Source organism: Stenotrophomonas sp. GD04054 (genome assembly GCF_029836955.1).
Lineage (GTDB): Bacteria > Pseudomonadota > Gammaproteobacteria > Xanthomonadales > Xanthomonadaceae > Stenotrophomonas > Stenotrophomonas maltophilia_A.
In genome coordinates, this window is the sequence record NZ_JAOECR010000054.1 from 14,299 (window position 1) to 28,181 (window position 13,883).

At 67.7% G+C, this 13,883-nt stretch carries 12 protein-coding genes; 5 read left to right on the forward strand and 7 right to left on the reverse strand.

All coding sequences use genetic code 11. The features are described 5' to 3' along the window. The first annotated feature begins 61 nt into the window (after positions 1-61). Entirely contained in the window at positions 62-1,699 is a 1,638-nt protein-coding gene (locus tag N7573_RS18890; RefSeq protein WP_279913221.1) for an acyl-CoA dehydrogenase family protein, read from the forward strand. 315 nt (positions 1,700-2,014) lie between these two features. Here N7573_RS18890 and N7573_RS18895 read toward each other — a convergent pair whose 3' ends face one another. From N7573_RS18895 to N7573_RS18905, 3 genes are all read right to left on the reverse strand, one after another. Continuing rightward, the gene (locus N7573_RS18895) at positions 2,015-2,425 is read right to left on the reverse strand and encodes a hypothetical protein (protein ID WP_014647982.1); all 411 of its coding nucleotides are present in this window, start codon (positions 2,423-2,425) and stop codon (positions 2,015-2,017) included. A 157-nt stretch (positions 2,426-2,582) separates the two neighbouring features. Beyond that, on the reverse strand, positions 2,583-2,924 hold the full coding sequence (locus N7573_RS18900) for a hypothetical protein (protein WP_004153024.1): 342 nt from the start codon (positions 2,922-2,924) through the stop codon (positions 2,583-2,585). 124 nt (positions 2,925-3,048) lie between these two features. After that, complete coding sequence (locus N7573_RS18905; RefSeq protein ID WP_279913478.1) at positions 3,049-4,224, reverse strand: thiolase family protein; 1,176 nt, start codon at positions 4,222-4,224, stop codon at positions 3,049-3,051. 183 nt (positions 4,225-4,407) lie between these two features. On the opposite strand from N7573_RS18905, the gene N7573_RS18910 reads away from it, so the two are divergent. Further along, on the forward strand, positions 4,408-7,248 hold the full coding sequence (locus N7573_RS18910; RefSeq protein ID WP_279913476.1) for an autotransporter serine protease: 2,841 nt from the start codon (positions 4,408-4,410) through the stop codon (positions 7,246-7,248). Between the two features lie 44 nt (positions 7,249-7,292). Here the strand turns inward: N7573_RS18910 and N7573_RS18915 are convergent, their stop codons facing one another. Continuing rightward, on the reverse strand, positions 7,293-8,390 hold the full coding sequence (locus tag N7573_RS18915) for a Glu/Leu/Phe/Val dehydrogenase dimerization domain-containing protein (protein WP_010482852.1): 1,098 nt from the start codon (positions 8,388-8,390) through the stop codon (positions 7,293-7,295). A gap of 278 nt (positions 8,391-8,668) precedes the next feature. Here N7573_RS18915 and N7573_RS18920 point away from each other — a divergent pair, with 278 nt between their 5' ends. Continuing rightward, positions 8,669-9,745 (forward strand): HDOD domain-containing protein, encoded by a 1,077-nt coding sequence (locus tag N7573_RS18920; protein ID WP_032129353.1) that lies wholly within the window; start codon positions 8,669-8,671, stop codon positions 9,743-9,745. 3 nt (positions 9,746-9,748) lie between these two features. Here the strand turns inward: N7573_RS18920 and N7573_RS18925 are convergent, their stop codons facing one another. The 3 genes from N7573_RS18925 to N7573_RS18935 all read right to left on the reverse strand — a co-directional run bounded on the left by N7573_RS18925 (position 9,749) and on the right by N7573_RS18935 (position 12,654). Continuing rightward, a complete protein-coding gene (locus N7573_RS18925; RefSeq protein ID WP_279913475.1) occupies positions 9,749-11,314 on the reverse strand; it encodes a phospholipase D family protein in 1,566 nt (521 codons plus the stop codon). A 93-nt stretch (positions 11,315-11,407) separates the two neighbouring features. Then, positions 11,408-12,106, reverse strand: a complete 699-nt coding sequence (locus N7573_RS18930; RefSeq protein ID WP_032129355.1) for an RNA pseudouridine synthase — start codon at positions 12,104-12,106, stop codon at positions 11,408-11,410. Between the two features lie 47 nt (positions 12,107-12,153). Further along, a complete protein-coding gene (locus N7573_RS18935; RefSeq protein WP_005414217.1) occupies positions 12,154-12,654 on the reverse strand; it encodes a M48 family metallopeptidase in 501 nt (166 codons plus the stop codon). Between the two features lie 62 nt (positions 12,655-12,716). On the opposite strand from N7573_RS18935, the gene N7573_RS18940 reads away from it, so the two are divergent. Together N7573_RS18940 and N7573_RS18945 are read left to right on the forward strand one after the other, a co-directional pair. Next, complete coding sequence (locus N7573_RS18940) at positions 12,717-13,274, forward strand: DUF2058 domain-containing protein (RefSeq protein ID WP_279913474.1); 558 nt, start codon at positions 12,717-12,719, stop codon at positions 13,272-13,274. 160 nt (positions 13,275-13,434) lie between these two features. Then, on the forward strand, positions 13,435-13,701 hold the full coding sequence (locus N7573_RS18945) for a DksA/TraR family C4-type zinc finger protein (protein WP_032129365.1): 267 nt from the start codon (positions 13,435-13,437) through the stop codon (positions 13,699-13,701). Positions 13,702-13,883: the final 182 nt, after the last annotated feature.

The window sequence follows — 13,883 nt, forward strand, 5'->3', positions numbered from 1 at the left end:
GGGCTTGGCAGGCGATGCGGCACAATCGGGCCGCAGACCTCTTGCCGCCAGGATGGACCGGATGAGTGGACCCAGCTTCAGCAGCAACGCACCGTATGAAACCCATGTGGTGTTGAACCAGCCGCCGCCGTTCGCAGGGCGACAGTTGTGGACCGACGACGTGGCGCTGATGGAGGCCGTACAGCGCGAAGGCGCCGCCAGCTTCGCGCCGCGACTGGGTGTCTATGGTGCACTCGCCGGTGATGAACTGTACCGGCTGGGCTTCGATGCCAACCGTGATCGTCCGCGACTGCGCACGCATGATGCACAGGGCCATCGCATCGACACCGTGGAGTTCCATCCGGCCTATCACCAGTTGATGGACACGGCAAAATCGCACGGCGTCGCTGGATTGTCCTGGCATGAGCCGCAGCCCGGCGCACACGTGGCACGTGCGGTGTTGAGCTACCTGCATCACCAGGCCGAGGCGGGCACCAGCTGCCCGTTGACCATGACCCATGCAGCGGTGGCGGTACTGCATTCGCAGCCGCATCTGGCCGAGTGGGCGCGCAAGGCCGCTGCGCCGGTCTATGACCCGCGCGACGTGCCGGTGGCGGACAAGGCCGGCATCACCCTGGGCATGGGCATGACCGAGAAGCAAGGCGGCTCGGATGTCCGTGCCAACAGTACGCGCGCCGAACCGATCGATGGCGAGCGTTACCGTCTGGTCGGCCACAAGTGGTTCTTTTCCGCACCGATGTGCGATGGCTTCCTGGTGCTGGCGCAGGCGCCGGGAGGCCTGACCTGCCTGCTGATGCCGCGCCGGCTGGCCGATGGTGACCGCAATGCGTTCCGGTTGATGCGGCTGAAGGACAAGCTCGGCGATTGGGCCAACGCTTCCAGTGAGGTCGAGTTCTGCGGCGCACAGGCATGGCGCGTGGGCGAAGAGGGGCGCGGCGTGGCCACCATCATCGGCATGGTGATGATGACCCGCCTGGACTGCATGCTGGGTGCAGCGGCGGAGATGCGCATGGCGCTGGCGCAGGCGCTGCACCACGCACGTCATCGACGTACCTTCGGCAAGCTGCTGGTCGAGCACCCGCTGATGACCAACGTGCTGGCTGATCTGGCGCTGGAGTCGGAAGCGGCCACGGTGTTGGCGATGCGGATCGCGCGCGCGGTGGATCGCGCCGGTGTGGATGCCAATGAAGCCGCGATGGCGCGGTTGGGGACGGCGCTGGGCAAGTACTGGCTGTGCAAGCGCGCGCCTGCCTTCGTCAATGAAGCGCAGGAATGTCTGGGCGGTGCGGGCTACGTGGAGGAGTCGATGCTGCCGCGCCTGTACCGGCAGGCACCGTTGAATTCGATCTGGGAGGGCAGCGGCAACATCCAGTGCCTGGATGTGCTGCGTGCGCTGGCGCGTGAACCGGAGGCGATGGCGGCGCTGCGCGGTGAGCTGGCATCGGTGGCTGACCGTGATGGGCGCTATGCAGCGGCATTGCAGCGTTGGGCAGCGGCACCGTCACCGGAGGAAGCGCAGGCGCGGCTGTTCTGCGAGCGCACTGCGTTGCTGCTGCAGGCGGCGCTGCTGTTGCGTGCGCGCAGCCCGATGGCGGAGGCATTCGTGCGTAGCCGGCTGGAAGGGGAGCACGGACTGGCGTTCGGGACGCTGCCGGCGGGGGTGGAGCTGACGGCGATGCTGGCGCGCGCGCTGCCGTAGGAGGCGGCCAACGGCGGAGCCCCTCGTGGTGGGCGGCGCGGAGTCTGCGTCGTGAGCGGGCCGCGCGGGTAGATCGCGCAGGGGGCGCTGCAAGTACGTCCATGTAAGCTCGGGCGCGCCATCCATGGCGCTTACGCCCCTGCGCAACCTACCCGCGCGTCCGTGGACACTTTCCGTACGCGTCCAGCACGGAATCAACAGAAAGAGCAGAGAGCGAAAAGCAGAAAAGCCGCGGCAGTGCCGCGGCTTTTCCTGTGCAGCCGAGCCGATGCTCGGCTGGTCGGTAGCGCCGGGCCATGCCCGGCGAACGAACCGTTAGTGCTTGGCTTCTTCCTTGGCGGCGTTGGCCTTGGCGTCATTGGCGACATCGCGAGCCTTGTCGGCGACCTTCTGTGCGGCGTTCGCAGTGGCGTCGCTGGCATGTGCGGCGGCATCGGTTGCGGCGTCCTTGGCCTTGTCGGCGGCGTTGGCGGTGGCGTCTGCAGCCTTGTCCAGCGCCTGCTGGGTATCGGCGGCGGCCTGCTCGGACGCGGCAGCGGTCTTGTCGGCGGCGTCGCGGGTGGCTTCGGCGGCCTTGTCCACGGCGTCACGGGCGGCAGCGCCTGCGCTGTCGGCAGCCTGCTGTGCGTCCTGCTTGGCCTGTTCGGCTTCCGGGCCCTTGCAGGCGGCCAGGGCCAGCAGCAGGGAGGCGGCCAGCAGGGTGGTGGTGATCGGACGAATCTTCATGGCGGTCTCCGGTACTGCAATGGATGGGGACGCCAGCCTATTCATGCCGTTGTGAAGACGGGGTCGCGATGCAGCGGCTCAGTCGCGCGCATTCGAAAAAAGAAAAAGCCGCTGGCGAACCAGCGGCTTTTCCAGAACAGCGTGAAGAAAGAAGTTATTACTTCTTGGCTTCTTCAGCAGCGTCCTTGGCCTTCTCAGCGGTGCCTTCAGCAGCCTTGGCAGCGTCAGCAGCGGCGCCGGCAGCGGCGTCGGTGGCAGCAGCGCCAGCCTGGGCAGCAGCGTCAACCGAAGCGTCAGCAGCGGTGGCGGCGGTGTCAGCGGCCTGCTGGGCAGCGTCGGCGGTCTGGGCGCCAGCAGCGGCGGCCTGGTCGGCAGCAGCCTGGGCTTCGGTGGCGGCTTCGTTGGCCGAAGCAGCGGCGTCCTGGGCAGCTTCCTGCTTCGAGCAGGCGGCCAGGGCCAGAGCCAGGGACATCGCGACCAGCAGCTTGTTGATGCTCATTGTGTGAATCCTCGTCGTTAGAATTAGGCAACGCGCATGCTGCGCGCCGACAACATGATGACAAGCCAAGATTGGGTGTCAAGCGATCCCGCATTCATTTTTGCGAAATCATCGTTAAATCTTTTTAAATCAATTCGATGGCGATTGCGGTTGCTTCGCCGCCGCCGATGCACAGGGTGGCAATGCCGCGCTTGCCACCGCGCGTGCGCAGGGCGTTGACCAAGGTCACCACCAGGCGTGCACCGGAGGCACCGATCGGATGGCCCAGCGCGCAGGCGCCACCATTCACGTTGAGCTTGTCGTGCGGAATGCCCAGTTCGCGCATCGGCGCCATCGCCACCACGGCGAAGGCTTCATTGATCTCGAACAGATCGACCTGGTCCAGCGACCAGCCGGTCTTGTCCAGCAGTTTGTGCAGCGCGCCGATCGGGGCGGTGGTGAACCACTCCGGTTCCTGCGAATGGGTCGCGTGGCCGACGATGCGGGCCAGCGGGGTGATGCCGCGAGCGGCTGCATCTTCCTCGGTCAGCAGGACCACTGCAGCAGCGCCGTCGGAGATGCTGGAGGAACTGGCGGCGGTGACGCTGCCGTCCTTCTTGAAGGCCGGGCGCAGGGTCGGGATCTTGGCGATGTCCGAGCGGCCCGGCTGCTCGTCGGTGGCGACCTCGATCTCGCCCTTGCGGGTGGCGACCTTCACCGCGACGATTTCATCGGCGAACGCACCGTTGGCCTGCGCCGCCTGCGCGCGCTTGACCGATTCGATGGCGTAGGCGTCCTGCTCTTCGCGGCTGAACTGGTATTTGTCCACGGCGCATTCGGCGAATTCACCCATCGCCTTGCCGTCATAAGCGTTGACCAGGCCATCGTGGGCCATGTGATCGACCGCCTGGAAGTTGCCGAAGCGGTTGCCGGTGCGCGAGTTCGGCAGCATGTGCGGCGCGTTGGACATCGATTCCATGCCGCCGGCGACAACGATGCTGGCCGAACCGGCCTTGATCAGGTCATGACCGAGCATGATGGTCTTCATGCCCGAGCCGCACACCTTGTTCAGCGTGGTGGCACCGGTCGACAGCGGGATGCCGGCAGCGATCGCCGCCTGGCGGGCGGGCGCCTGGCCGAGGTTGGCCGGCAGCACGCAGCCCATGAGGACTTCGGAAACGTCGCTGGCCGGGATGCCCGACTGTTCCAGGGCGGCAGCGATGGCGGCCGCGCCGAGGGTCGGGGTCGGCACGCCGTTGAACTGGCCGAGGAAGGAGCCGATGGCGGTGCGCTTGGCGGCGGCGATGACGATGTTGGACATGGCAATCTCGTTGATGCGTAAGCAATGTTCGGAAAGGAGACCGGGGGCCGTTGGATGTGCCCCGGTTTCCCGGCAGACTGCGTGGGGGTCGACCCAAGTATAGAGGGTCGGGGAGGGCCGCCGCTGGGCGCGGCCGCACGCCTGCCGGGATGAAGGCAGGACAACGTTCATGGGAAGGAATCGATGGAACGCACGATGATGGTGAGGTCTGTCCTGGGAACCGCGCTGGCGGTAGCGCTGACGGCCTGTGGTGGAGGTGGCGGGGGCGGCAACGTGCGCATCGATACCCCGCCACCACCGCCGCCACCGACTACCCCGCCACCGACGACGCCGCCCCCGGTCAAACCGCAGGAGCCGGCCTTCGACGCGCATCTGTCAGTCACCAATGCGCGCGCCGCACAGGCTGCCGGCCTGACCGGCCAGAACGTGCGCATCGGCATCGTCGACTCCGGCGTGCAGCGCAATGCGGTGGCGTTGAATGGCCGGGTGCTGGCCAACCTCAACTACATCGATCCGGCCAGGAACAATCTGGGTGTCGATGATGTGGTCGGCCACGGCACCGCCGTGGCCAGCCTCGCCGCCGGCGCGGCAACGGGCTCCTGGCCGGGTGGCATCGCGCCAAAGGCGCAGATCGTGTCGGCACGGATCATTGCCGACAAGCCGCCCGTCGATGACGGCAGCGGCAAGGGCAATTCTTTCAGCGGCCCGCTGGGCGTGGCCCAGGTCCACCAGGACCTGATCAGCTACAACGTGAAGGTGATGAACAATTCGTGGGGCGGCCTGTACTGGACCGACCTGCCGACCACCGCGCAGGTGGCCGCCGAATATCGCCCCTTCGTGATCAACCATGGCGGGCTGGTGGTGTTCGCCGCGGGCAATGATGGCCGCAGCGAGCCGAGCAGCCTGGCCGCACTGCCCAGCCAGCAGGGCGTGGCCGGCACGCTGCCGGCTGCCGACCTGGAGCGCGGCTGGCTGGTGGCCACCGCCGTGGATCCGTATGCGCCCGGTACGCTGGCCAGCTATGCCAATGCCTGTGGCCAGGCGGCCCGCTACTGCCTGGCGGCGCCCGGCAGCGCGGTCTACCCCGATGCCAACGGTGGCAGCTACTACTGGAACTACGGCACGTCATTCGCGGCGCCCTTGATTTCCGGTGCGGCGGCGCTGGTCTGGGAGCGCTTCCCGTACTTCAGCAACGATCTGGTGCGGCAGACCCTGCTGGGTACCGCCAAGGACATCGGTGCGCCGGGCGTGGATCCGGTGTTCGGCTACGGCCTGCTCGACATCGGTCGTGCGATCAACGGTCCGGGTCGTTTCGACTGGGGTGATGTGGTCGCCAACGTGGATCTGGCCTCGACCGGCTCGGCGTGGCGCAACGATATCGTCGGCAGCGGCGGGCTGGTCAAGCAGGGCGGGGGCACCCTGGTGCTGGCCGGCAACAACAGCTACACCGGTGCCACCCGCATCGAACGCGGCATCCTGTCGCTGCAGAACGGTGGCGTGATCCGTTCCAACGTGACCATCCTCGGCCAGTCCGATCCGGATTCGACCGGCCTGCAGTTCAATGGCGGCACGCCCCGCGTGATCGGCAATGTGGTCAACGGCAGCAGCGTATTCCTCACCACCGGCAACACCACCGGCACCATCGAGGGCAACTACACCCAGCAGGCCGGCGCACAGTTGATGATCGCACTGGGCGCCAATGCGCTGCAGGTCACCGGCAATGCCGCCATCGACGGTGGCGTGCGCGTGCATGGCTTCGTTTCCGGCTACGTGCCACAGAACGGCAGCCGGCAGGACCTGATCCATGCGGCAGGCGGACTCAGCGGCACCTTCAGTACGCCGGCTACCTCCAGCGGCCTGCAGGGCCTGTCACTGCTGCAGAGCAGCTATGGCTATGACAGCAACAACGCGTGGTTGAACCTGACCCAGGTCAGCGTCACTGCAGCGGCCAGCGGGCTGGGGGCGTCCGCCCAGGCGGCAGCACAGCGCCTGGAAGGTGCATTCGCAGCGCTGGACAAAAACACAGGCCTGCAGGGATCGGCCTTTGGTGCAGCGGCCGGTGCCCTGCAGTGGACCGGCGGTGGCCCGCAGGGCCTGGCCGCCAGCCTGCAGAGCCTGTCCGGTCAAGCGCATGCGCGAGCCGAAGCAGCGACCTTCGACAGTATCGACATGTCGCGGCGTGCGATCGCCGAGCGCTTTGATCGTGTACAGGCCGCACCGCGCCTTCGCGGGAGCTGGCAGAGCGCGCTGGGTGAGGCGGGGCAGGGCAGCTTCGCCGGCAACGCTGCCGACAGCCGGGGCTGGATGGCCGGCCAGGATCTGCCACTGGGCAGCAACGGCCTGATGGGCGTGGCGTTTGGCGAGACCCGCAGCACTGGTGGCAGCAGTTTCGGCGGTGATCGTGGGCGTGATCGCCAGGCGCAGGCACAGTTGTATGCCGGCTGGAATCTGGGACGTGGCTACGCGCTGGCCCAGGTGGGGAGCGGACAGTTCACCCGCGCGCTGGATCGTCAGCTGCTGCTCGGTGCGGGTGCCTATGGCGTCTCCGCGCGGTACGGCGGCCGTTTCAGTAGTGCCAGCGTGGAGGGCGGGTACCGGCTGGGGCGTGCGGGCGCATCGATGACGCCCTACGTCGGTGCCAGCACCACGCGTGTGGAGACCGACGCCTTCAATGAACTCGGCGGCTTTGGTTTCGGCCTGCGGGGCGATGCCAACCGCGTGCAGCGCAGCCAGATGCTGGCCGGTATCCGCGGCGAGCGCGGCTGGGGGCGTTGGACGCTGCGTGGGCATGCCGAATGGCAGCAACGGCTTGATGGTGCGGATGCGGACTGGCAGGCCAGCTTCGTCGGCGTCGACGCCTGGGCGCCGTTGGCGGGCTGGAACGCGCCGCGCGGCAGTGCGCTGGTCGGTGTGGCGCTGGAATCGTGGTGGGGCCGCAATGGCCGCCTGAGCCTGGGCTTCGACCAGCGTGTTGGTGGCGAAGGTGCGCGGCAGGCCGCCTTGCGCTACAGCACCGGCTTCTGAAGGACGGCTCGCGCCGGGTCATGCCCGGCGCGACATCGGCAGGTTCAACCGCCGCGCAGGTTGCCCAGGCGCGGGGTGCTGCGGCCCAGCGGCATCTTCAGCTTGCCGATCGACAGGATGCGGCTTTCGGCGATGCGGTCGGCGGCACGCTGCGGCGCGATGTTCTCGCGCTGCGACAGTTCGAAGATGCGGGTGAGGTTGTGGTAGATGCTGCGGATCAGGCGCATTGCGCGTTCGCGGTTGTAACCGTCGATCTCCAGCGACACGTTCATCACGCCACCGGCGTTGACTGCATAGTCCGGCGCATACAGGATGCCGCGCGCATGCAGCTCGTCGCCGATTTCCAGGCTCGACAGCTGGTTGTTGGCGGTGCCGCAGATGATCTTCGCCTTGATCCGCGGCAGCGTGTCGGCGTTGATCGCACCTTCCAGCGCGCACGGTGCGAACACGTCGGCGTTCACCTCGTGGATCTCATCCGGTTTGACCGCTTCGGCGCCGAAATCGCTGACCGCGCGATCAACCAGCGCGCTGTCCAGGTCGGTGACGTACAGCTTGGCACCGCGGTCGCGCAGCAGCTTCACCAGTTCCATGCCGATGTGGCCCAGGCCCTGCACGGCGATGCTGGTCTTGCCCACTTCCTCATGGCCGAACTTGAAGCGCATCGACGCCATCAGTGCCTGCAGCGCACCGTAGGCGGTGAACGGGGCGGGATCGCCGGAGCCACCATGGACCTGGTGCACGCCGGTCACGAACTGGCTTTCCAGGTAGATGTTCTCCATGTCGTTGACGTCGGTTCCGACGTCCTCGGCGGTGATGTAGCGCCCGCCCAGCGAATCGACATAGCGGCCGAAGGCACGGAACAGCACCTCGGTCTTGTCCACTTTGGGGTCGCCGATGATCACCGCCTTGCCGCCACCCACGTTGAGGCCGGCCAGTGCATTCTTGTAGGTCATCGTCCGGCTCAGCCGCAGCGCATCGGCCAGCGCCTCGTCGGTGCTGGCGTAGGGGCGCATGCGCACGCCGCCCAGGGCCGGGCCGAGGGTGGTGTTGTGGATGGCGATGATCGCCTTCAGGCCGGCGTCGTGGTTGTGGCAGAACACCACCTGTTCGTGGCCGGTGGTGGCGAGGGTTTCGAATAGCATGGCGTCTCCGATGGCGCGATCAGCGGCGAACTGCAGCGAACGGCCAGTGAACGGTAGGGTCCCAAAACAAAAAAAGCGACGTCGTCGGTGCAGGGGGACGGGTCGCGCGGCGCCATTCTAGTCCATTCCCCCGGCCGGTGCCGTCGACATCGGTGGCCTTCCGGTTAAAGAAGATGAAAGTTCGGCCGATGCTGCGACGACGGCGGGTGGCCGGATTCGCGTGAAGAGGCAGGGCGGTCAGTGACGGCAAGGGCACCACAACGACAGGGCGGGCGGCGATGACGCCGGCCTGGTGGCGATCACTGCGTGGCTGGCTGGCGCGCTCGACCGGGACGGCACCGTCCCGGTTGGCGGCGGCGTCGCGGCAGGCGGTGGCGGCGGCTGCGGCCAGCCTGCAGGGCGAGGCTCTGCCCTCGGCCGAGATCGCTGCACATCTGCAGCGTGGCCTGCATGCACTGGCCCTGTACCCGCGCCTGGCCGGTGAATCCACGGCGGTGCAGGCCGCGGGGTTGGGCGAGGCGGTGGCGCGCGCGCTGCAGGACCGGGACTGGGCGGCCCGTCAGCTGCCGCGCCGCCCGCAACTGCTGCCTCAGCTGATCCAGACGGTCAACGACGATGCTGCGTCGGCGCGGGTGATGGCGGCGATCATCGGCCAGGACCCGGTGCTGACCGGCAACCTGCTGCGCATCGCCAACAGCCCGGCCTACAAGGTGCACGAGCGCCCGGTGGAAAGCTTGCAGCGGGCGGTGACGCTGGTCGGTACCGAAGGCGTGCGACAGATCATCAGCGCAGTTCTGGTGCAGCCGGTGATGCAGGTGCAGTGCGAGGTGTTTCCGCAGTTCAGCACGATCATCTGGGAGCACGCACTGCTGGCCTCGCGCGCAGCCGCTGACCACGCGCGCACGGTCACTTTCGGCGATGCCTTCGCCGCCCAGTGGCTGGGCCTGGTACAGGGGCTGGGGGCCGCGCTGGTGATGCGCCAGCTGCTGCAGGAAGCGCAGGCACGAGATGAAACGGTGGAACCGGCGCTGGCGCTGCAGCTGCTCCAGCAGTGGTCGCTGCCGTTGGCGCAACGCGTGGCCGCGGCCTGGGAGCTGCCTGAGCCGGTGCACCAGGCGCTGGCGCCCGAGGCGGATGGCCCGCTGGCCGACAGCCTGCGCCTGGCCAGCGCGGCCGCAGCGGCCAGCCTGCTGTGCCGGCACGGACATGCCAGCCAGAGCCGCATGCTGGCCCTGCTTGAACAGTTGCCTTCGGCGCCGCCGCATGCGCTGCGCTGGATCTGGCGGCGCCTGCATGGGCGCAGCGTGGAAACACGGGATGACGCCGGACAGGAAGAGGCGGGTCCTGCGCCCTGAGCGCTACAGCTGCGATTCCACCGGCAGCCAGCTGATCACCCGCGCGGTCCAGCGCTTGCCCAGGCTGGCCCCGGGTTCGGCCTCCACCCAGTGCGGCGGTGGCTGCCGCTCCAGCCAGCGCAGGTCATCATCGCGCCCCAGCGCCAGCCACCAGCTGTGCTCCGGGCCGGCCAGGCGCAGGTACTCGTCGCGCAGCTGTGCACCGAGCACCGGGTCATCGAACAGCACGCCCATTTCGGTATTGAGGTAGGCCGAACGTGGGTCGAGGTTGAACGAACCGACGAAACCGCGGCGGTCATCGACCACGAATGCCTTGGTGTGCAGGCTGGCGCCGCTGCTGCCGAACAGGCTGGCATCCAGCTGGCCGTGTGCCTTCAGTTCGTACAGCTGCACGCCGGCCCTCAGCAGCGGCACCCGGTAGCCCATGTAGCCGCCGTGTACCGCTGCCACATCGTTGGCGGCCAGTGAGTTGGTCACCACGCCCACCTGCGCGCCGCGTGCGGCCAGCGCCGACAGCGCCTCGACCCCATCGTTGCCGGGCACGAAGTAGGGCGAGATCAACAGCGCACTGCGCCGCGTGCTGCGCAACTCGTCGCTGAGACGGCTGACCAGCCAGCCGCGGCGATCGTCATCGCGGTGCTTCATCGGCGGATCGGAAGCGATGCGCACGTTCGCGCTCCAGTGCAGCGGTTCCGGGCTGGGCCGCTGCAGCGCGCGCGACTCGGCCACGCGTTGCAGGTAGGGCTGTGCCTTGGCATGCATGGCATCCAGGTCCGACTGCCGTACCAGCTGCTGCAACTGTGCATCGGTATACGAGGCCAGTGCGGAAATCGGGATCGCCGTGCTGCTGTTCCAGTAGTCGTCGAAGATCTGGTTGGCCTGCTGCACGGCGGGGCCGGCCACCACCAGATCGAGGTCCTGGAAGTTCACATCGTCGCGCGCGCTGAAGTACTCCTCGCCGATGTTGCGGCCACCGACGATCGCGATGCGGCCGTCGGCGATCCAGCTCTTGTTGTGCATGCGGTGGTTCACGCTGAAAGCGCGTTGCACCAGTTCCAGCGTGCGCGCGATGCCGCTGCGGTTGCGAAACGGGTTGTACAGGCGGATCTCGATGTTCGGATGCGCATCGAGTGCCATCATCAACGCGTCCTTGTCCTTGGCGTTCATGTCGTCAAGCAGGATGCGCACGCGCACGCCGCGCTCGGCGGCGTCGTACAGCGCCTTGGCCATCAGATGGCCGATCAGGTCGTCGTGCCAGATGTAGTACTGCAGGTCCAGGCTGCGGCCTGCGTGCGCGGTGATCATCGCGCGCGCGGCGAAGGCATCCATGCCATCACTGAGGAACGCCACGGCGGACTGCCCGGGGTGTGCGTCCTGCAGCGGCACGATCTGCTGGTCGATGCGGGTCTGCGCCGGCTGCAGTGGCAGCACATGCGAAGGTGCGCCCTGTGCCTGCGGGGTGAGGTGGTCGGCCAGCAGCAGCCCGGACAGGACCAGCAGCAACAGCGCGGCGAGGATGATCGCAGCGACGCGCAGCAGGCGTCGCCACAGGGGCTTGGGCAGGCTCATGCCCCGATGGTAGATCCACGCCGTGCGTGGATGAAAGCCAATAGACCCGCTGCAGTAGATCCACGCCATGCGTGGATGACAGGGACTTCGCGGTCAGAAGCGCTCGTCGCTGCCCAGGTAACGCCACTGCCCCGCAGGCAGCGGTCCCAGTGCCACGCGGCCAATCCGCAGCCGACGCACGGCCGCGACCTGCAGGCCGGCAGCGGTGACCGCCACGCGCAGGCCCTTGGCCGTCAGGCCCTTGCCGGCGAAGCGCAGGCGCTGCTCGCTCTGCCAGCTGACCTTGGCGCCGCCCGATTCCTGCTGCAGCCGCGCCATCAGCCACGGGCCGCGCTCGGGACCGCCTTCGGCCACTTCGATCAGGTATTCCTGTTCGGTGCGGCCCAGATTGCGCTGCAGATGGGCCAGCGTGGCCGGGTCCTGGCTGACCACCACCAGGCCGCTGTCGCTGGCCGGAAGCGAGGCGGCCAGCTGCAGGCCGTGGAAGTGACGCTGAAGCGGACGGATGTCGCTGGCATCAAGTTCGCTGCGGCTGTCACTGCTGACCAGCGCACACAGGGTTTCAGCGGCAACGCCTGCCGGCTTGTGCAGCAGCATGCTGACCCGCTCGGCCTTTTCATCGCTGGCCTGCTCGGCCACGACGATCACCGCGCTGTCATCGACCGGGCGCTGCGGCTGCTCGACCACCTCGCCATTGACGCTGACCCAGCCGCCTTCGATGTAACGCCGCGCTTCACCGCGCGGGATGCCGAGCAGGGCGGACAGGCGTTTGTCGAGACGGATCGGTTCCATGGCGGAAAGGTCAGGCAGGGGGCGCGCAGTGTAGCCGCTGCGGCCGGTCAGCGCTGGCCGCGGTTGGCCAGCTCGGTCAGGTACAGGCGGGTATCGAACTCCAGCTGCAGGTACTCCGGCTCCATGTGCTGGCACAGCTGGTAGAAGGCCTTGTTGTGATCGGCTTCCTTCAGGTGGGCCAGTTCATGCACCACGATCATGCGCAGGAACGCCGCTGGTGCCTGGCGGAACACGGTGGCGATGCGGATCTCGCGGCTGGCCTTGAGGCGGCCGCCGTGCACGCGGGAGATGGCGGTATGGGTGCCCAGCGCGTGCTTGATCACTTCCAGCGTGTTGTCGTAGCAGACCTTGTTGAGCGGCACCGACTTGCGCAGGTAGCGGTCCTTCAGCTCCTGCGTGTAGTCGTACAGCTGGCGGTCGCTGCGCACCTCGTGCGGATCGGGATAGCGCTGCTGCAGCCAGGGGCCGAGCTTGCCCTGCGCCAGTAGTTCACTGACCTGGGCGACCAGGGGTTCGGGATAGCCGGTGAGGTACTTCAGGACTGCCATGCAGGGGCGGCGGGGCGTCGGTAGAATGGGGCATCCAAGATTACACGCGGTACGCATCGACCATGGCAAAGCCCAACGCGCTGCAGGAACAATTGCTCAAGGCCGGCCTGGCCAAGAAGTCGCAGGCCAGCGCTGCCGCGAGCGCGCAGGCCAAGGCCCGGCAGGGCAAGGCCGAATCGACCTCGGCCGAGGTCCAGCGCGAGGCTGAACGGGCCCGCGCCGAGAAGGTCGAGCGCGACCGCGCACTGGCCGCCGAGCGCAATGCCCAGGCCAGGCAGGCTGAACAGAAGGCCCAGGCCCGGCATATCATCACGGTCCATGCCGTGCCTCACAAGGGCGACGACGAGTACCGCTTCAGCGATGGCGCGGCGATCCGCACCCTGCTGATCGACCCCAAGCTGCGCAAGGCGCTGTCGGTGGGCGTGCTGGTCATCGTTGCCCACGGCGAGGGCTACGCCCTGCTGCCGCGTGCCGCTGCCGAAAAAGTGCGTGAACGCGCCCCGGAGGCGATCATCGTCGACCACGGCCAGCCGGGCTCGACCGCCGAGATCTCCACCGGCAATGCCGAGGACGACGCCTACTACGCGCAGTTCCAGGTGCCGGACGACCTGGTCTGGTGAGCCAAAAAGGGGACGGAGGGGATTAAGCCGCAAATGGCCTGCTCCGGCCCGTCTGCCTTCTGCTCAGCTTGCTGAAGGCCCGCCGGTCATGGCTCGGCGCTACCGTTTACTGCGCGGCGTATCGTCCCCATATCAGGCGACACACCTGCGGAGGATGGCCATGGCCACCGGTTGGGCGGGAGACGGCGCGGTCCAGGACCAGATCGACGCCACCGTCGACGATGCGATCGCCCGCGCGCGGCGCCAGCTGCGCGAGGGTCCTGGTCTGGAACATTGTGAGGAATGCGACGCGCCGATCCCGTTGGCGCGGCGCCAGGCCGTGCCCGGGGTACGGCTGTGCGTGGCGTGCCAGCAGGCGCATGACGACGAAGCGCAGGCGCATGCGGGCTACAACCGGCGCGGCAGCAAGGACAGCCAGCTGAGGTAAGGGTTGTTCGGCAGGGCTGCGCCCTGCACCTGCAGATGCCTTCAAGCCAAGGCAACATCAACAGCAAAAGCTGGCGTTCCGTGGGGTGGCGGGGGGGTGTCGGATTGCGGGGACGCCGCAAGTACGTCCATGTAGCAACTGTGTTGCTGGAGAGTCTCAGGCCCGTCAGGTAAACGGGCACG

Coding starts and splice junctions, on each gene's coding strand:
- N7573_RS18890 (WP_279913221.1), top strand. CDS start 62: ATGAGTGGACCCAGCTTCAGCAGCAACGCACCGTATGAAACCCATGTG.
- N7573_RS18895 (WP_014647982.1), bottom strand. CDS start 2,425: ATGAAGATTCGTCCGATCACCACCACCCTGCTGGCCGCCTCCCTGCTG.
- N7573_RS18900 (WP_004153024.1), bottom strand. CDS start 2,924: ATGAGCATCAACAAGCTGCTGGTCGCGATGTCCCTGGCTCTGGCCCTG.
- N7573_RS18905 (WP_279913478.1), bottom strand. CDS start 4,224: ATGTCCAACATCGTCATCGCCGCCGCCAAGCGCACCGCCATCGGCTCC.
- N7573_RS18910 (WP_279913476.1), top strand. CDS start 4,408: ATGGAACGCACGATGATGGTGAGGTCTGTCCTGGGAACCGCGCTGGCG.
- N7573_RS18915 (WP_010482852.1), bottom strand. CDS start 8,390: ATGCTATTCGAAACCCTCGCCACCACCGGCCACGAACAGGTGGTGTTC.
- N7573_RS18920 (WP_032129353.1), top strand. CDS start 8,669: ATGACGCCGGCCTGGTGGCGATCACTGCGTGGCTGGCTGGCGCGCTCG.
- N7573_RS18925 (WP_279913475.1), bottom strand. CDS start 11,314: ATGAGCCTGCCCAAGCCCCTGTGGCGACGCCTGCTGCGCGTCGCTGCG.
- N7573_RS18930 (WP_032129355.1), bottom strand. CDS start 12,106: ATGGAACCGATCCGTCTCGACAAACGCCTGTCCGCCCTGCTCGGCATC.
- N7573_RS18935 (WP_005414217.1), bottom strand. CDS start 12,654: ATGGCAGTCCTGAAGTACCTCACCGGCTATCCCGAACCCCTGGTCGCC.
- N7573_RS18940 (WP_279913474.1), top strand. CDS start 12,717: ATGGCAAAGCCCAACGCGCTGCAGGAACAATTGCTCAAGGCCGGCCTG.
- N7573_RS18945 (WP_032129365.1), top strand. CDS start 13,435: ATGGCCACCGGTTGGGCGGGAGACGGCGCGGTCCAGGACCAGATCGAC.